The following is a 17,467-nucleotide window of genomic DNA, read 5'->3' as shown; positions in this document are numbered from 1 at the left end:
ACCGCCGACGGCTGACGGCGGCTGGCCCCTGACAGTTGACGCCCGACGCCCGACGGCTGCCCCCCCCTGGCCCCTGACAGTTGACGGCGGCTGACGGCTGGCCCCTGACGGCTGACGCGGACGGCTGGCGGCCAGCCGTCCCTGGCGCGCCGCAAGCCGCCGACGGCGGGCACCCCCGCAGGTCGCTCGACCTCTCTGCCTACTGGGACGGGCGGTGCGCGGGTGGGAGGACTCCCCGGGTGGTGCAAACCACGCCGCACGGCGTACGCATATGCCCATACGCCCCTACACCGTGACCAGCGGAGCGCCCACGCGTTGGTCAAGAGAGAGTTGACCACAACGGGCCGCAACGCGGCCCATTCCTTTCAACGCCGGTTCGAGAGGCTTGTTCATGGCCGACCACGCAACCCACGACGCCCAGGCCCGGGCCAGCCTGCACTTGCTGGTGCGGGACATCGAGCGGGTCCGCCGCCAGGTGGACGCACTACGCACGCTCACCGCCCAGTTGGGCAACGTCTACCGCCCGCGCCGCTCCGGCCCGTCCACGGGCTTCGTCGTCTACGGGCGCGCCCCCGCCCCGACGGTCCGTCTCGCCCAGGAACTCCGGGACAGTGTCGAAACCCTGGTCACGGCCGCCGTGGACTTCGACCGTTCACTCGGCTTCTCGTGGGACGCGGTGGGCTCCGCCCTCGGAGTGACCAAGCAGGCGGTGCACCGCCGTTACGGCGCCCGCCGCGCCACCGCTCAGACCACGACCACGACCACGGTCACCGCCGATCCCGACCGGCCCACGGAACCGTCGGGCACCCGCACGATCAACGTGGCCACCGGCCTGCCCGCCGTGCCCACGGTCCCGGCCGCCCGCTCCATGCCGACCCAGCCGACCGCGGGCAGCCCCACCCTCCGCGACGAGGCCAGGCCGACAGCCTTCCCCGGCCCACGCAACGGCTGACGCACGCAGCGCCTGACACAGCGTCTGACGCAGCAACCGACGCAACGGCTGACCTCAAGGGCTGACCCGCCCGCCCCTGCCCTCCCGGCAAGCATCCGGGAGGGCAGCCGTCTGTCAGGTCACCCGATGTCCGGCGGATCGATCCGCACCCGAACCGCCTCCCCACTCCCACTCCCGCCGCTCCCACTCCCCCGCGCCATCCGCGCCGCCTGAGCCGACTTCAGCGCGGAGGCGAGCGCTGCCCCGCTCCCCGGCGGCACCCGTACCAGCGCGCGCTCCCAGTGCTCCCCCGGCGGCGGCGCACCCGCCCGCCGAGGCGCCCCGGCCCGCACCACGGGCACCGGCACCGGCCCCAACACCTCGGCATCCGAGGGAAGTTCGGCCGTACCGAGGAATTCCGCGAGCGCCTCCGCCGGCCCCGCGACCGCCGCCATCCGCGACACCGGCGGAAACCCCAGCTCCGCCCGCTCGGCCAGCTCCCGTACCGCATGCCCGACGGGATCCCACCGCACCAGCGCCTGCACGGGCCGCAGTGTCGGCTCCGCGACGACGACCACGGTCCCGCCGTCCCCCTGCGGCCGCACCAGCGCACCCGCCGCGATCCACCGGCGCAGCGCGTCCTCACCGGCCCGCAGATCAGGCCGCCCGAGCATGGCCCAGCCGTCCAGCAGCAGGGCCGCCGCATAGCCACCCTCGGCGACCGGCTCGGCGCCCGGGGTGCTCACGACCAGCGCGGGCGTCCCGGGCACGGTGTCCAGCACCTGTTCGCGGCCCGAGGTCCGTACGGGTACCGCGGGAAAGGCCCGCCCCAGCTCCTCGGCGGTCCGCCGGGCCCCGACCACCTGGGCACGCAGCCGGAATCCCCCGCACTCGGGGCAGTGCCAGTCGCTCTCCGCACGCCCGCACCACGCGCATCCCAGCGCCCCGGCGTCCCGCCCCTCCAACGGACCGGCGCAGTGCCGGCAGCGCGCCGGCGCCCGGCACTGTGCGCAGGCCATCCGCGGCACATAGCCCCGCCGGGGCACCTGCACCAGCACCGGCCCGTGCCGCAGTCCGTCCCGGACGGCCTGCCAGGCGAGCGTCGGCAGCCGCGCGGCGCGCGCCGCCTCGTCCCGCGCGAGGTCGCCGTCCCCGACCGTCCGCACCAGGGGCGCACTCCGCCGCACCTGCTCCCGCCCCGCCACCAGGGGCCGCGCCCAGCCGTTCTCCACGAGCTGTGCGGCCTCCACCGTGCAGCTCCAGCTCCCGAGCAGAAACCCGCACTTGTCGAGTGCCGCCCGCAGCAGCAGCACATCCCGCGCATGCGGCTGCGGCGCGTGCTGTTCGCTGTGGCTGTCGTCCCCGTCGTCCCAGATCGCGACGAGCCCGAGATCCCGCACGGGCGCGAACATGGCCGCCCGGGTCCCCACCACCGCCCGCACCGAGCCGCGGTTGACGGCGAGCCACTGCGCGTACCGCTTCTCGGGCCCGGCCTCGGCCGTGAGCAGCGCGTGCCGTCCTTCGCCCAGCACACCGGCCAGCGCGGCATCGACCCGCGCGGCCGCCCGTCCGTCCGGTACGACGACGAGCGCACCGCGTCCCGAGGCGAGCGTGGCGGCGACGGCCCGGGCGATCTCCTCGCTCCACTCGGGCCCCGGCAGGGCGTTCCACACCGCACGCGGCGCACCGCCGGAGGCCAGCGACTCGACGAAGGCGGCCCCGTGCTCGTACCGCGACCAGCTTCCGGGGGCCGGCACGGGCGGGGGCGGCAGCGGCTCGGGCGAAGGCCTCTTCTCGGCTCTCGCGCTGCGTGGCGGCACGGCCAGTTGCAGCACATCCGCGAGGCTTCCCGCGTACCGGTCGGCGACCGCCCGTGCGAGCCGCAGCAGTTCCTCACTCAGGACCGGCTCGGGCGACACCACCTGGGCCAGCGCGGCCAGCGGCCCCGAGTAGTCGGACTCGGCGAGCCGCTCCACCAGGAACCCGTCGATGAGCCCCCCGCCCTCCCGGCGCCCGTCCCGCACCCGGTGCCGTCCGGCCCCGAACCGCACCCGGACCCGCACCCCCGGCTGCGCGTCGGCGTCCAGCTCGGCGGGGACGGCATAGTCGAAGTACCGATCCAGATGCAGCACGCCCTTGTCCACGAGCACCCGCGCGACCGGCAACCGCTCGGCCAGCGCGGCCCCCCGCCAGGTCCGCGGCTTGGCCCGGGGCGCCTTGGCCCCGCGCACGCTCTCCCGAATGAGCGCGAGCTGCTCCGGCGGCGCCCCTCCGGCGCCCCCGCCCCCCTGCTCGTTCTCGCTGCTCACCCTTGCATTCTTACCAAACGCCACTGACAACCGGCGCCGCCCGAGATCACTCCGGCCACGGAACGCCGTACGGCGGTCTTCTGCCTTGGACCACTCGGCCATACCGGTCCGAAAACCGGCAGCAGGATTCGAACCTGCGAGGGAAACACCCGGAAGGAAGGATCCGAGACCCGCACACCGGACGACACCGGCCTCCCGAGATCAGTCCGGCAGCGGTCGAAACACACCAGCTTCACCGCGCGCCCATGGGCGCACTCCACGGAAGTAACCGCGGCCATCGCACCGGGAGGACACCACCGTACTGATCACCCCGTCTCGGCAGCCAGCCGATTTCCACGGCGCCGGGACACGGCGAAGGCCCGGCTTCCCCGAGGGGAGACCGGGCCTTCATCGTGGTGGCTCGGGTTACAGGCCCGCGGCCTTGCGCAGGGCATCCACGCGGTCCGTCTTCTCCCAGGTGAAGTCGGGGAGCTCGCGGCCGAAGTGGCCGTACGCGGCGGTCTGGGCGTAGATCGGGCGGAGCAGGTCGAGGTCGCGGATGATGGCGGCCGGGCGCAGGTCGAAGACCTCGTCGATCGCCTTCTCGATCTTCTCGTGGTCGATCTTGGCGGTGCCGAACGTCTCGACAAAGAGGCCGACGGGCTCGGCCTTGCCGATGGCGTAGGCGACCTGGACCTCGCAGCGGGCGGCCAGGCCGGCCGCGACGACGTTCTTGGCGACCCAGCGCATCGCGTAGGCGGCCGAGCGGTCGACCTTGGACGGGTCCTTGCCGGAGAAGGCACCGCCACCGTGGCGGGCCATGCCGCCGTAGGTGTCGATGATGATCTTGCGGCCGGTCAGGCCCGCGTCACCCATCGGACCGCCGATCTCGAAGCGGCCGGTCGGGTTGACCAGGAGGCGGTAGTTCTCCGTGTCCAGCTTGATGCCGTCGTCCAGGAGGGCCTTCAACTCCGGCTCCACCACGAACTCGCGGATGTCGGGGGCGAGCAGCGACTCCAGGTCGATGTCCGAGGCGTGCTGGCTGGAGACGACCACCGTGTCGAGGCGGACGGCCTTGTCGCCGTCGTACTCGATGGTGACCTGCGTCTTGCCGTCCGGGCGCAGGTAGGGGATGGTGCCGTTCTTGCGGACCTCGGAGAGGCGCTTGGACAGGCGGTGCGCCAGGAAGATCGGCAGCGGCATCAGGGTCGGCGTCTCGTCGGTCGCGTAACCGAACATCAGGCCCTGGTCGCCCGCGCCCTGCTTGTCGAGCTCGTCCTCGTCGCCCTCGACCCGGTTCTCGTAGGCCGTGTCCACGCCCTGGGCGATGTCCGGGGACTGCGCGCCGATCGACACCGACACGCCACAGGAGGCTCCGTCGAAGCCCTTCTTCGAGGAGTCGTAACCGATCTCGAGGATCTTGTTGCGGACCAGCGTCGCGATGTCCGCGTACGTCTTGGTCGTGACCTCACCGGCCACGTGCACCAGGCCGGTGGTGATCAGCGTCTCGACGGCGACCCGGGAGGTGCGGTCCTCGCGCAGAAGCGCGTCGAGAATGGTGTCGCTGATCTGGTCAGCGATCTTGTCGGGGTGACCCTCGGTCACGGACTCCGAGGTGAACAGGCGACGGGACACAACGCTCCCTGGGGTTGCAGCGGCTGCTGGCTGATCATTGGCGGACAACACGGGGGCTGCACCCGGGCGTCGTCCGAGAACAGTTTATCGGTCGCACTCGGCCGCCGGCCCACCTGTCTCGACACTCGGGAGTGCTGTGACCTGCGGCACGGGCATTCTGCCCAATCGTCGGCGGCCTTGACCAGAGCCACCGCACCGTAATGTCGGACCTGAGAAAGTTGACATATGGCTGAAATAAGTTAAGCCAAACGGGCCGCCACCAGATCCCAGACGGTGTCGGCGAGCGCCTCCTTCGGGCCGTGCGGCACCGGCGTCTCGCTGCCGTCGGCGCCCAGCACCAGGGCCTCGTTCTCCTCGGAACCGAAGGTCTTGTGCTCTCCCACCTCGTTCACCACGAGCAGGTCGCAGCCCTTGCGGGCCAGCTTGGTCCGCCCGTTGGCGAGGACGTCGTCGGTCTCCGCGGCGAAGCCGACGATCACCTGTCCGGACCGCGCCCGGTCGGCCGAGATCTCCGCGAGGATGTCCGGATTCCGCACCAGGACGATCGGCTCGGGATCCTGCCCGTCCCTTTTCTTGATCTTCCCGGCCGCGTAGACCGCGGGGCGGAAGTCGGCGACGGCGGCGGCCATCACCACGGCGTCGGCGTCGGCGGCCGCCTTCAGCACCGCCTCGCGCAACTGCACGGCCGTACCGACCGGCACGACGTCCACACCGGCCGGGTCCGGCAGGCCGGTGGTGTTCGCGGCGACCAGCGTCACCCGGGCGCCCCGCGCGGCGGCCGTGCGTGCGAGGGCGTAGCCCTGCTTGCCGGAGGAGCGGTTCCCGAGGAAGCGCACGGGGTCGAGGGGCTCGCGGGTGCCGCCGGCGGAGACGACCACGTGGCGGCCGGCCAGGTCGGGCTCCCGCACTCCCCGTGCGAGGACGCGGCGGCAGGCCTCGAAGATCTCCGCCGGGTCGGGCAGCCGGCCCTTGCCGGTGTCGACGCCGGTGAGGCGGCCGACCGCCGGTTCGATCACGACGGCGCCGCGGCGGCGCAGCGTGGCCACGTTCTCCTGGGTGGCCGGGTGCTCCCACATCTCGGTGTGCATCGCGGGCGCGAAGACGACGGGGCAGCGGGCCGTCAGGAGGGTGTTGGTGAGCAGGTCGTCGGCGAGGCCGTGGGCCGCCTTGGCCAGCATGTCGGCGGTGGCGGGGGCGACCACGACCAGGTCGGCGTGCTGGCCGATGCGGACGTGCGGGACCTCTTCGACGTGGTCCCAGACCTCGGTGGAGACGGGGTTGCCGGAGAGGGCGGACCAGGTGGCGGCGCCGACGAAGTGCAGCGCGGAGGCGGTGGGCACGACCCGGACGTCGTGGCCCGACTCGGTGAACCTTCTCAGCAGCTCGCAGGCCTTGTACGCGGCGATGCCGCCGCTGACCCCCAGCACGACCTTCGGCTTGTCCACGTCACTCCCCGCACTCGGCTCCCGCACACCGGCTCCGGCGCACGACTCCATCACACACCACAGGCCCGGCAGTCGGTTGCCGGGCCTGTGGATAAATCAACTGCAATACGAAAGTACTACTGCGCCGGGCCTTCGATGGCCTCGGAGGTCAGCAGACCCGCGTTGATCTCGCGCAGTGCGATGGAGAGCGGCTTCTCGTGGACGTGGGTGTCGACGAGCGGACCGACGTACTCGAGGAGGCCCTCGCCGAGCTGCGAGTAGTACGCGTTGATCTGGCGGGCACGCTTGGCCGCGTAGATCACCAGGCTGTACTTCGAGTCGGTGGCCTCAAGAAGCTCGTCGATCGGAGGGTTGATGATGCCCTCGGGCGCGGTGATGGAAGAGGACACGCTCTGCCTTCCGATGGATGGGAAAGAAAGAATCACTGTCGACGATCGGTGACGATCACACGACATCCATCAAGGCTAGCAGCTCGCGTGCCACGTCCTCGACGGAGGTGTTGACCAGCGTCTCGTCGAACTCCGGCTCGGCCGCGAGTTCGATCTTGGCCGCGTCCAGGCGGCGCTCGATCACCTCGGGCGCCTCGGTGCCGCGGCCGGTGAGCCTGCGCACCAGCTCCTCCCAGGAGGGCGGGGCCAGGAACACCAATCGGCCGTCCGGCATGGTCTCGCGGACCTGCCGGGCGCCCTGGAGGTCGATCTCCAGCAGGACCGGCACACCGGCTTCGAGGTGCTCCAGCACCGCGGCGCGCGGGGTGCCGTAGCGGTTGCCCGCGAATTCGGCCCACTCCAGGAGCTCGCCGTTGGCGATCAGTTTGTCCATCTCCTCGTCGGAGACGAAGAAGTAGTGGACGCCGTGCTTCTCGCCCGGGCGGGGCCTGCGGGTGGTCGCCGACACCGACAGCCAGACCTCGGGGTGTTCCTTGCGCATATGAGCGACGACCGTACTCTTGCCGACCCCGGAGGGGCCGGAGAGCACGGTCAGCCGCGGACGTACGTCCGGGGGCTCGGGGGTCGTCCCCCGGAATGTTGCAGCCATGCAGCGATTATTCCAGCAATCGCGGGCTGCCCGGGACGGGTGTCCCGGACGGCCCGGCGATCAGGAGCCGGTGCTGCCGAACTCGCGCTCCAGGGAGGCGATCTGGTTGGAACCGAGGCCACGCACTCGACGGCTCTCGGAGATCCCGAGTCGCTCCATGATCTGCTTGGCGCGGACCTTGCCCACGCCCGGCAGGGACTCGAGCAGGGCGGAGACCTTCATCTTGCCGATGACGTCGTTCTCCTGGCCCTGCTTGATGACCTCGTGAAGAGAGGCACCGGAGTGCTTGAGTCGATTCTTGACCTCGGCCCGCTCCCGGCGAGCCGCGGCGGCCTTTTCGAGCGCGGCTGCGCGCTGTTCAGGGGTAAGGGGCGGAAGAGCCACGCCTACGTCACCTCGGATGTCGAACTGTCGGATACGGACCGGTGAGGAACCTAGTCGCCCCACACCTGGGGAGCTACGAGCAACACGCTTGCCCGTTGACTCTGCTCGGAGACTAGCGGGCAAGTCCGCCGGAGTCAGCGAGAACAGCGGAAAAGTCCTGGTCAGCCTCCGTCAGGACAGACATTTCAGACATACTGCCCCGGATTTGAGGATGTATTCACGTTCGGGCAGTCGCCGAAGCGCCCGCCGCGGCACTCCTCGGAGTCCTCACCGACCTGCGACGACGTCCCGGATCTCGCCCGCGAACCGCTCCGCGGCCGCCCGCAGGGCCCCCACGTCGGGACCGTGACGCAAAACACCTCGGCTCACGTTTGGAACCACGTTGCGCACCGCAGCCCCGAAGACCGCGGGGAGGTCGGCCGCCGTCGCCCCCTGCGCGCCCACGCCCGGCGCGAGGAGCGGCCCGTTGATGTCGAGGTCGTACGACGACAGGTCGCCGACGGTGGCACCGACGACGGCGCCGAAGGAGCCCAGCGGCTCCTCCCCCGCGTTCTCGGCGGCCAGGTGGGCCAGCATGGTGGCGCCGACCGTCCGGCCGTCGGCACGCACCGCGTGCTGCACCTCGGGGCCCTCCGGGTTGGAGGTGAGCGCCAGCACGAACAGGCCGGCCCCGCTCTCCCTGGCCAGCGCGACGGCCGGGCTGAGCGAGCCGTAGCCGAGGTACGGCGAGACGGTCAGGGCGTCCGAGAACAGCGGGGCGTCCTTGCTCAGGAAGGCCTCCGCGTACCCGGCCATGGTCGAGCCGATGTCGCCCCGCTTGGCGTCCATCACGACCAGCGTCCCGGCCGCCCGCGCCTCCTCGACCACCCGCTCCAGGACGGCGATCCCGCGTGAGCCGAACCGCTCGAAGAACGCGCTCTGCGGCTTCATCACGGCGACCCGGTCGGCCACCGCCTCGACGACGGTACGGCTGAACCGCTCCAGGCCCGCCACGTCGTCGTTCAGACCCCACTCGGAGAGCAGCGAGGCGTGCGGGTCGATGCCGACGCACAGCGGACCGCGCTCGTCCATCACACGGCGCAACCGCGCGCCGAAGGGCTCCAACGGGCTCATACGGTCTTCCTCACATCGGCGCCGACCGCGTCGGCGAGGGTGGCGTACGGGCTGGTGCGCAGGCGCGCCGCGAGGCCCTTGTGGATGGCCCGGCCCCAGAAGGGCCCCTGGTAGATGAAGGCGCTGTAGCCCTGGACCAGCGTGGCACCGGCCAGGATGCGCTGCCAGGCGTCCTCGGCGCTCTCGATGCCGCCGACGCCCACCAGGGTGATCCGGTCGCCCACGCGCGCGTACAGCCGCCGCAGGACCTCCAGGGAGCGCGCCTTGAGCGGCGCCCCGGAGAGCCCGCCGGTCTCCTGCACCAGGCCGGGATCGGAGCGCAGCCCCAACTCGTCCCGCGCGATGGTGGTGTTGGTCGCGATGATCCCGTCGAGACCCAGCTCGACGGCCAGGTCGGCGACGGCGTCGACGTCCTCGTCGGCGAGGTCCGGCGCGATCTTCACCAGCAGCGGCACCCGGCGGTTCGCCGCCACGCGGTCGGCGGCCTCGCGCACGGCCGTCAGGAGCGGACGCAGCTGGTCAACCGCCTGGAGATTGCGCAGGCCCGGCGTGTTCGGGGACGACACGTTCACGACCAGGTAGTCGGCGTACGGCGCGAGCCGCTCGGCGGACTTCACGTAGTCGCCGACGGCCTCGGCCTCCGGTACGGCCTTGGTCTTGCCGATGTTCACGCCCACGACGGTCCTGAACACGGCCTCACGGGTCGCCAGCCGCGCGGCGACGGCCAGCGAACCGTCGTTGTTGAAGCCCATGCGGTTGATCAGCGCCCGGTCGGCGACGAGCCGGAACAACCGCTTCTTGGGATTGCCGGGCTGCGCCTCACCGGTCACGGTCCCGATCTCGACGTGATCGAACCCGAGCATCGACATCCCGTCGATCGCGACGGCGTTCTTGTCGAACCCGGCGGCCAGCCCGAACGGCCCGTGCATCCGCAGCCCGAAGGCCTCGGTACGCAGCTCCTTGTAGCGGGGCGCGAGGGCGGCGGCGACGAAGGTACGCAGCACGGGAATGCGGGCGGCGAGCCGGATCCACCGAAAGGCGAGGTGGTGGGCGGCTTCGGGGTCCATCCGCCGGAAGATGAGCCGAAAAAAGATCTTGTACATGACGTCCTCATGCCAAGGGGGACACCGACGTCCGGTGCCCCCCTCATCAACAGCTGGGCAACGCGCCCCGTCAGGGGCGCGGGGCAGTAATCAATGTGCGGCTCCGCCGCGTGGGCGCGACCAGCCACAACCGGCCCGCAGCCGAACCACGGCCTCTCAGTCCCTCGCGGCCGTCAACGTCTGCGCATGCTCCTGGAGCGACCGCACGCCCACATCCCCGTGGTTCAGCGCGTCGATCCCCTGCACAGCCGCCGCCAGCGCCTGCACGGTCGTCAGACACGGCACCGAGCGGGCCACCGCGGCCGTCCGGATCTCGTACCCGTCCAGGCGACCCCCGGTGCCGTACGGCGTGTTGACGATGAGGTCGACCTCGCCGTCGTGGATGAGCTGGACGATCGTCCGCTCGCCGTTCGGCCCGACACCGTCGGACTGCTTGCGCACAACCGTCGCGTTGATCCCGTTGCGCTTGAGCACCTCGGCCGTGCCGGAGGTGGCCAGCAGCTCGAAGCCGTGGGCGACCAGCTCGCGCGCCGGGAAGATCATGGAGCGCTTGTCGCGGTTGGCGACGGAGATGAACGCGCGGCCCTTGGTGGGCAGCGGCCCGTACGCCCCGGCCTGCGACTTGGCGTACGCCGTGCCGAAGACGGAGTCGATGCCCATGACCTCGCCGGTGGAGCGCATCTCCGGGCCGAGCACCGTGTCGACGCCCCGTCCCTGGATGTCGCGGAACCGCGACCACGGCATGACCGCCTCCTTGACGGAGATCGGCGCGTCGAACGGCAGCTCGCCGCCGTCCCCGTGGGCCGGCAGCAGCCCCTCGGCGCGCAGTTCGGCGACGGTCGCGCCCAGCGAGATCCGGGCGGCGGCCTTGGCCAGCGGCACCGCGGTCGCCTTCGAGGTGAAGGGAACCGTACGGGACGCGCGCGGGTTGGCCTCCAGCACGTAGAGGATGTCGCCGGCCATGGCGAACTGGATGTTGATCAGGCCGCGGACACCGACACCCTTGGCGATGGCCTCGGTCGAGGCCCGCAGCCGCTTGATGTCGAAGCCGCCCAGCGTGATCGGGGGCAGGGCGCAGGCCGAGTCGCCGGAGTGGATGCCGGCCTCCTCGATGTGCTCCATGACGCCGCCGAGGTAGAGCTCCTCGCCGTCGTACAGCGCGTCGACGTCGATCTCGATCGCGTCGTCCAGGAACCGGTCGACGAGCACCGGCCGGGAGGGGCTGATCTCGGTGGACTCGGCAATGTAGGTGGCGAGGCGGGTCTCGTCGTAGACGATCTCCATGCCGCGGCCGCCGAGCACGTACGACGGCCGGACGAGCACCGGGTAGCCGATCTCGTCGGCGATGGCCTTGGCCTCGGCGAACGTGGTCGCGGTGCCGTGCTTGGGAGCCGGCAGGCCCGCCTCCGCGAGCACCCGCCCGAAGGCGCCCCGGTCCTCGGCCGCGTGGATGGCCTCCGGGGAGGTGCCCACGATCGGCACGCCGTTGTCCTTCAGCGCCTGCGCCAGGCCCAGCGGGGTCTGGCCGCCCAGCTGCACGACCACGCCGGCGACCGGACCGGCCTGCTGCTCGGCGTGCACGATCTCCAGCACGTCCTCCAGCGTCAGCGGCTCGAAGTAGAGGCGGTCGGAGGTGTCGTAGTCGGTGGAGACGGTCTCGGGGTTGCAGTTGACCATCACCGTCTCGTAGCCCGCGTCGCTCAGTGCGAAGGACGCGTGCACGCACGAGTAGTCGAACTCGATGCCCTGGCCGATGCGGTTGGGACCGGAGCCCAGGATGATGACGGCCGGCTTCTCGCGCCGCGCGACCTCGGTCTCCTCGTCGTAGGAGGAGTAGAAGTACGGCGTCTTCGCGGCGAACTCGGCGGCGCAGGTGTCGACCGTCTTGTAGACCGGGCGCACTCCCAGCGCGTGCCGGACCTCGCGGACGACGTCCTCGCGCAGGCCGCGGATCTCGGCGATCTGCTGGTCGGAGAAGCCGTGCCGCTTGGCGTCGACGATCAGCTCGGCGCTCAGCTCCGGCGCCTCGGCCAGTTCGTCGGCGATCTCCTTGATCAGGAAGAGCTGGTCCACGAACCACGGGTCGATCTTCGTGTACTCGAAGACCTCCTCGGGCGTGGCGCCCGCGCGGATGGCCTGCATGACGGTGTTGATCCGGCCGTCGGTGGGCCGTACCGCCTCGTGCAGCAGCGCTGCCTTGTCGCCGGGCTCGCCGACGAAGGTGAACTGGCTGCCCTTCTTCTCCAGCGAGCGCAGCGCCTTCTGGAAGGCCTCGGGGAAGTTGCGGCCGATGGCCATCGCCTCGCCGACCGACTTCATGGTGGTGGTCAGCGTGGAGTCGGCCTGCGGGAACTTCTCGAACGCGAAGCGCGGGGCCTTGACGACCACATAGTCGAGCGTGGGCTCGAAGGAGGCCGGGGTCTCCTGCGTGATGTCGTTGGGGATCTCGTCCAGGGTGTAGCCGACGGCAAGCTTCGCCGCGATCTTCGCGATCGGGAAGCCGGTCGCCTTGGAGGCGAGCGCGGAGGACCGCGACACGCGCGGGTTCATCTCGATGACGATGACCCGGCCGTCCTCGGGGTTGACCGCGAACTGGATGTTGCAGCCGCCCGTGTCGACACCGACCTCGCGGATCACGGCGATGCCGATGTCGCGGAGGATCTGGTACTCGCGGTCGGTCAGCGTCATCGCAGGCGCGACGGTGATCGAGTCGCCGGTGTGCACGCCCATGGGGTCGAAGTTCTCGATGGAGCAGACGACCACGACGTTGTCGTGCTTGTCGCGCATCAGCTCCAGCTCGTACTCCTTCCAGCCGAGGATGGACTCCTCCAGGAGCACCTCGGTGGTCGGGGAGAGCGTGAGGCCCTGGCCGGCGATCCGGCGCAGCTCCTCCTCGTCGTGGGCGAAACCGGAGCCGGCGCCGCCCATGGTGAAGGAGGGGCGGACGACGACCGGGTAGCCGCCGCCGAGCTGCTCGACGCCGGCGATGACCTCGTCCATGGTGTGGCAGATGACGGAGCGGGCCGACTCGCCGTGGCCGATCTTGCGGCGGACCTCCTCCACGACCTCCTTGAAGAGGTCGCGGTCCTCGCCCTTGTTGATGGCTTCCACGTTGGCGCCGATGAGCTCGACGCCGTACTTGGCCAGGACGCCGTTCTCGTCGAGCGAGATGGCGGTGTTCAGGGCCGTCTGGCCGCCCAGGGTGGGCAGCAGGGCGTCGGGGCGCTCCTTGGCGATGATCTTCTCGACGAACTCGGGCGTGATCGGCTCGACGTACGTGGCGTCGGCGATCTCCGGGTCGGTCATGATCGTCGCCGGGTTGGAGTTGACCAGGACGACCCTGAGGCCCTCGGCGCGCAGGACGCGGCAGGCCTGGGTGCCGGAGTAGTCGAACTCGGCGGCCTGGCCGATGACGATCGGGCCGGAGCCGATGACCAGGACGGACTGGATATCGGTGCGCTTAGGCACGCTGGCCCTCCATCGGGACTGTACTCATCAAAGACGTGAAGCGGTCGAACAGGTAGGCGGCATCGTGCGGGCCGGCTGCCGCTTCGGGGTGGTACTGGACGGAGAAGGCCGGCTGGTCGAGCAGCTGCAGCCCCTCCACGACGCCGTCGTTCAGGCAGACATGGGAGACCTCGACACGGCCGAACCTCGTCTCGCTGACCTTGTCGACCGGCGCGTCCACGGCGAACCCGTGGTTGTGCGCGGTGACCTCGACCTTGCCGGTCGTACGGTCCTGGACCGGCTGGTTGATGCCCCGGTGGCCGTACTTCAGCTTGTAGGTGCCGAAGCCGAGCGCGCGGCCGAGGATCTGGTTGCCGAAGCAGATGCCGAAGAGCGGGGTCCTCCGCGCCAGCACGGCGGTCATCAGGGCCACCGGGCCGTCGGCCGTGGCCGGGTCGCCGGGGCCGTTGGAGAAGAACACGCCGTCCGGGGAGACGGCGTACACGTCGTCCTCGGTGGCGGTGGCGGGCAGCACGTGCACCTCGATGCCGCGCTCGGCCATCCGCTGCGGGGTCATGCCCTTGATGCCGAGGTCGATGGCGGCGACGGTGAATCGCTTCTCCCCGACCGCCGGGACGACGTACGCCTCCTTGGTGGCGACCTCCTCGTACAGCGAGGCGCCCTTCATGTGCGGCTGGGCCTGCACGCGCGCGACGAGCTCGGCGTCGGCGGCGATCGCCTCGCCGGAGAAGACGCCGGCGCGCATCGAGCCGCGCTCGCGCAGGTGCCGGGTGAGGGCGCGGGTGTCGATCCCGGAGATGCCGACCACGCCCTGCGCGACCAGCTCGTCGTCCAGGGAGCGCTTGGCGCGCCAGTTGGAGGGCACGCGCGCGGGGTCGCGCACGACGTAGCCGGAGACCCAGATGCGGCTGGACTCGTCGTCCTCGTCGTTCCACCCCGTGTTGCCGATCTGGGGGGCGGTGGCAACCACGATCTGGCGGTCGTACGACGGGTCGGTCAGGGTCTCCTGGTAGCCGGTCATACCGGTGGAGAACACGGCCTCGCCGAAGGTCTCCCCCACGGCCCCGTAGGCGCGGCCGCGGAAGATCCGGCCGTCCTCCAGGACGAGTACGGCGGGAACCTTGTCGGCTCCCCTTGTGGAGGTCGTCATCGTTCGGCGCCTTCCGTGCTGGGTGTCTTGATCATGGAGTTGATGGCGTCGACCCACTCGGTGTGCTCGGCCGCGTGGTCGGAGCGGAAACCGGAGTCGATCAGCTTGTCGCCGTGCGCCCAGGTCACCACGAGGAGTCCGCCCTCGGTGAGGACCTTGCCCGCGATGCCCTTGCCGAGCAGGGCCTCGCGGAGCGCGTCGGCGGGGATGAAGAAGTCGGTCGCGCCGGGGCGTACGACGTCCAGGCCCGCGTCGGTCAGGGTGAGCTCGACCCGGCTGCGGGAGCCGAGGCCGCGGGCCACGATGCGGTCCAGCCACTGCCCGGCGGTGGTGGAGCCGTGGTAGCGGCCGCTCATCGTCAGTCTGGCCTCGCCGAGGTCGTCCGGCGCGGTGGGGAGCTCCGGCAGGTCGCCCTGGAGGGTGCCGCGCCACTTCCAGCCCTCACGCATCAGCCAGTAGACGAGCGCGACGAAGAGGGCGAGGCCGACCAGCCAGCCGATGCGGGCGGACCAGTCGGTGACCGCGGCCGACTTCTTCTCGTCGGCCAGCAGGATCAGAGGTGTCACGTCAGCTTCCCGTCCACGAGCGTCGCCTTGCCCCGCAGCCACGTGTGGGTGACACGGCCCGGCAGCTCGCGTCCCTCGTACGGGGTGTTGCGGCTGCGCGAGGCGAAGCCCGCGGGGTCCACCTCGCCACGGTATTCCGTGTCGACGAGCGTGAGGTTGGCGGGCTCACCTGCCGAGACGGGACGGCCGTGACCGGCGGCCTGTCCGATCCGCGCGGGCTTGACGGACATCCGGTCGGCGACGCCGGCCCAGGTCAGCAGGCCCGTGTCCACCATGGTCTCCTGGACCACCGACAGCGCGGTCTCCAGGCCCACCATCCCCATGGCGGCGGCGGCCCACTCGCAGTCCTTGTCCTCGTGCGGGTGCGGGGCGTGGTCGGTGGCGACGATGTCGATCGTGCCGTCGGCGAGGGCCTCGCGCAGCGCTAGCACGTCCCGCTCGGTGCGCAGCGGCGGGTTGACCTTGTAGACCGGGTTGTACGACCGCACAAGCTCGTCGGTGAGGAGCAGGTGGTGCGGGGTGACCTCGGCGGTGACGTCGATGCCCCGGGACTTGGCCCAGCGCACGATCTCGACGGAGCCGGCGGTGGAGAGGTGGCAGATGTGGACGCGGGAGCCGACGTGCTCGGCGAGCAGGACGTCCCGGGCGATGATCGATTCCTCGGCCACCGCGGGCCAGCCGCCCAGCCCGAGCTCTGCCGAGACGACGCCCTCGTTCATCTGGGCGCCCTCGGTCAGCCGGGGCTCCTGGGCGTGCTGGGCGACGACCCCGCCGAAGGCCTTCACGTACTCCAGGGCGCGGCGCATGATCACGGCGTCGTCCACGCACTTGCCGTCGTCGGAGAAGACCGTGACCCCGGCGGCCGACTCGTGCATGGCGCCCAGCTCGGCGAGCTTCCTGCCCTCCAGGCCGACCGTGACCGCGCCGATGGGCTGCACGTCGCAGTAGCCGTGCTCCTGGCCGAGCCGGTAGACCTGCTCGACCACGCCGGCGGTGTCGGCGACCGGGAAGGTGTTGGCCATGGCGAAGACGGCCGTGTAGCCGCCGCTCGCCGCCGCGCGGGTGCCGGTGAGGACGGTCTCGGAGTCCTCGCGGCCCGGCTCGCGCAGATGGGTGTGCAGGTCGACCAGGCCCGGCAGCAGCACCTTGCCGGCGGCCTCCACGACCTCTGCGCCCTCGGCGGACAGACCGGAACCCACCGCCTCGATCGTCTCGCCGTCGATCAGGACGTCCTGCGGCTCACCGCCGAGCACCCTCGCACCACGGATCAGGATCTTGCTCATGGGTCTTACTTCTCCTCGGTGGTACGGGCGTGGCTGACGGCGGGTTCGTTGCCGCCGAGCAGGAGGTACAGAACGGCCATCCGGATGGAGACTCCGTTTGCGACCTGCTCGACTACGGTGCAGCGCTCGGAGTCGGCGACCTCGGCGGTGATCTCCATGCCGCGGACCATCGGCCCGGGGTGCATCACGATGGCGTGCTCTGGCATCTTCGCCATGCGCTCGCCGTCGAGGCCGTAGCGCCGCGAGTACTCGCGCTCGGTCGGGAAGAACGCGGCGTTCATGCGCTCGCGCTGCACGCGCAGCATCATCACCGCGTCGGACTTGGGCAGCACGGCGTCCAGGTCGTACGACACCTCGCAGGGCCACCGCTCGACGCCGACCGGCACCAGGGTGGGCGGGGCGACCAGGGTGACCTCGGCGCCGAGGGTGTGCAGCAGGTCGACGTTGGAGCGGGCGACGCGGCTGTGCAGGACGTCGCCGACCAGGGTGATGCGCTTGCCGGCCAGGTCCTGCCCTATCCCGGCGTCCCGGCCGACCAGGCGGCGGCGCATGGTGAAGGCGTCCAGGAGGGCCTGGGTGGGGTGCTGGTGGGTGCCGTCGCCGGCGTTGATGACGGCGGCGTCGATCCAGCCGGAGTTGGCGAGGCGGTAGGGCGCTCCGGAGGCGCCGTGCCGGATGACGACGGCGTCGACGCCCATCGCCTCCAGGGTCTGGGCGGTGTCCTTCAGGGACTCGCCCTTGGAGACGCTGGACCCCTTGGCGGTGAAGTTGATGACGTCGGCGGAGAGGCGCTTCTCGGCGGCCTCGAAGGAGATCCGGGTCCGGGTCGAGTCCTCGAAGAAGAGGTTGACGACGGTGCGGCCGCGCAGGGTCGGCAGCTTCTTGATCGGCCGGTCGGCGACCCGGGCCATCTCCTCGGCGGTGTCGAGGATCAGGACGGCGTCGTCGCGGGTGAGGTCGGCGGCCGAGATGAGATGACGCTGCATCTGTCAGGCTCCGTAAGGCAGTTCACATATCGGGAGATTGCGGGCAGGCGTGGGCGCACCTGGGCGGTGCGGGCCCC

At 71.1% G+C, this 17,467-nt stretch carries 14 protein-coding genes; 1 reads left to right on the top strand and 13 read right to left on the bottom strand.

All coding sequences use genetic code 11. The annotated features are described in order from the left end of the window. Positions 1-391 precede the first annotated feature (391 nt). Positions 392-952, top strand: coding sequence for a hypothetical protein (locus ACWGKQ_RS40590; RefSeq protein WP_453297083.1), 561 nt, complete (start codon positions 392-394; stop codon positions 950-952). 119 nt (positions 953-1,071) lie between these two features. Here ACWGKQ_RS40590 and ACWGKQ_RS40585 read toward each other — a convergent pair whose 3' ends face one another. From ACWGKQ_RS40585 to ACWGKQ_RS40525, 13 genes are all read right to left on the bottom strand, one after another. Further along, a complete protein-coding gene (locus ACWGKQ_RS40585; protein ID WP_453297082.1) occupies positions 1,072-3,240 on the bottom strand; it encodes a primosomal protein N' in 2,169 nt (722 codons plus the stop codon). A gap of 405 nt (positions 3,241-3,645) precedes the next feature. Then, entirely contained in the window at positions 3,646-4,854 is a 1,209-nt protein-coding gene (gene metK, locus ACWGKQ_RS40580; protein ID WP_453297081.1) for a methionine adenosyltransferase, read from the bottom strand. Between the two features lie 239 nt (positions 4,855-5,093). Further along, on the bottom strand, positions 5,094-6,299 hold the full coding sequence (gene coaBC, locus ACWGKQ_RS40575; protein WP_453297080.1) for a bifunctional phosphopantothenoylcysteine decarboxylase/phosphopantothenate--cysteine ligase CoaBC: 1,206 nt from the start codon (positions 6,297-6,299) through the stop codon (positions 5,094-5,096). 116 nt (positions 6,300-6,415) lie between these two features. After that, complete coding sequence (rpoZ, locus tag ACWGKQ_RS40570; RefSeq protein WP_005319902.1) at positions 6,416-6,688, bottom strand: DNA-directed RNA polymerase subunit omega; 273 nt, start codon at positions 6,686-6,688, stop codon at positions 6,416-6,418. A 55-nt stretch (positions 6,689-6,743) separates the two neighbouring features. Next, positions 6,744-7,337, bottom strand: coding sequence for a guanylate kinase (gene gmk / locus ACWGKQ_RS40565; RefSeq protein ID WP_217553261.1), 594 nt, complete (start codon positions 7,335-7,337; stop codon positions 6,744-6,746). Positions 7,338-7,397: 60 nt separating this feature from the next. Beyond that, complete coding sequence (locus ACWGKQ_RS40560) at positions 7,398-7,721, bottom strand: integration host factor (protein ID WP_003977346.1); 324 nt, start codon at positions 7,719-7,721, stop codon at positions 7,398-7,400. Positions 7,722-7,988: 267 nt separating this feature from the next. Continuing rightward, complete coding sequence (gene pyrF / locus ACWGKQ_RS40555; protein ID WP_453297079.1) at positions 7,989-8,834, bottom strand: orotidine-5'-phosphate decarboxylase; 846 nt, start codon at positions 8,832-8,834, stop codon at positions 7,989-7,991. Beyond that, entirely contained in the window at positions 8,831-9,937 is a 1,107-nt protein-coding gene (locus tag ACWGKQ_RS40550; protein ID WP_453297078.1) for a quinone-dependent dihydroorotate dehydrogenase, read from the bottom strand. Before ACWGKQ_RS40550 ends, pyrF begins: the two co-directional genes overlap by 4 nt. Before the next feature lie 156 nt (positions 9,938-10,093). Next, entirely contained in the window at positions 10,094-13,405 is a 3,312-nt protein-coding gene (gene carB / locus ACWGKQ_RS40545) for a carbamoyl-phosphate synthase large subunit (protein ID WP_453297077.1), read from the bottom strand. Beyond that, entirely contained in the window at positions 13,398-14,555 is a 1,158-nt protein-coding gene (gene carA, locus ACWGKQ_RS40540) for a glutamine-hydrolyzing carbamoyl-phosphate synthase small subunit (RefSeq protein WP_453297076.1), read from the bottom strand. Before carA ends, carB begins: the two co-directional genes overlap by 8 nt. Beyond that, the gene (locus ACWGKQ_RS40535) at positions 14,552-15,121 is read right to left on the bottom strand and encodes a PH-like domain-containing protein (RefSeq protein WP_453297075.1); all 570 of its coding nucleotides are present in this window, start codon (positions 15,119-15,121) and stop codon (positions 14,552-14,554) included. Before ACWGKQ_RS40535 ends, carA begins: the two co-directional genes overlap by 4 nt. Next, the gene (locus tag ACWGKQ_RS40530; protein ID WP_453297074.1) at positions 15,118-16,404 is read right to left on the bottom strand and encodes a dihydroorotase; all 1,287 of its coding nucleotides are present in this window, start codon (positions 16,402-16,404) and stop codon (positions 15,118-15,120) included. Before ACWGKQ_RS40530 ends, ACWGKQ_RS40535 begins: the two co-directional genes overlap by 4 nt. Positions 16,405-16,409: 5 nt before the next feature. Next, a complete protein-coding gene (locus ACWGKQ_RS40525) occupies positions 16,410-17,390 on the bottom strand; it encodes an aspartate carbamoyltransferase catalytic subunit (RefSeq protein WP_046726572.1) in 981 nt (326 codons plus the stop codon). Between the last annotated feature and the right edge of the window lie 77 nt (positions 17,391-17,467).

The sequence above is a fragment of the Streptomyces sp. NPDC054770 genome (genome assembly GCF_053611985.1).
This window is presented reverse-complemented; position numbering and strand designations above follow the sequence as displayed.

Bases quoted from the DNA above. Each gene is read 5' to 3' on its own strand.
- ACWGKQ_RS40590 (WP_453297083.1), top strand. From the start codon at position 392: ATGGCCGACCACGCAACCCACGACGCCCAGGCCCGGGCCAGCCTGCAC.
- gmk (WP_217553261.1), bottom strand. From the start codon at position 7,337: ATGGCTGCAACATTCCGGGGGACGACCCCCGAGCCCCCGGACGTACGT.
- pyrF (WP_453297079.1), bottom strand. From the start codon at position 8,834: ATGAGCCCGTTGGAGCCCTTCGGCGCGCGGTTGCGCCGTGTGATGGAC.
- ACWGKQ_RS40550 (WP_453297078.1), bottom strand. From the start codon at position 9,937: ATGTACAAGATCTTTTTTCGGCTCATCTTCCGGCGGATGGACCCCGAA.
- carA (WP_453297076.1), bottom strand. From the start codon at position 14,555: ATGACGACCTCCACAAGGGGAGCCGACAAGGTTCCCGCCGTACTCGTC.
- ACWGKQ_RS40530 (WP_453297074.1), bottom strand. From the start codon at position 16,404: ATGAGCAAGATCCTGATCCGTGGTGCGAGGGTGCTCGGCGGTGAGCCG.
- ACWGKQ_RS40525 (WP_046726572.1), bottom strand. From the start codon at position 17,390: ATGCAGCGTCATCTCATCTCGGCCGCCGACCTCACCCGCGACGACGCC.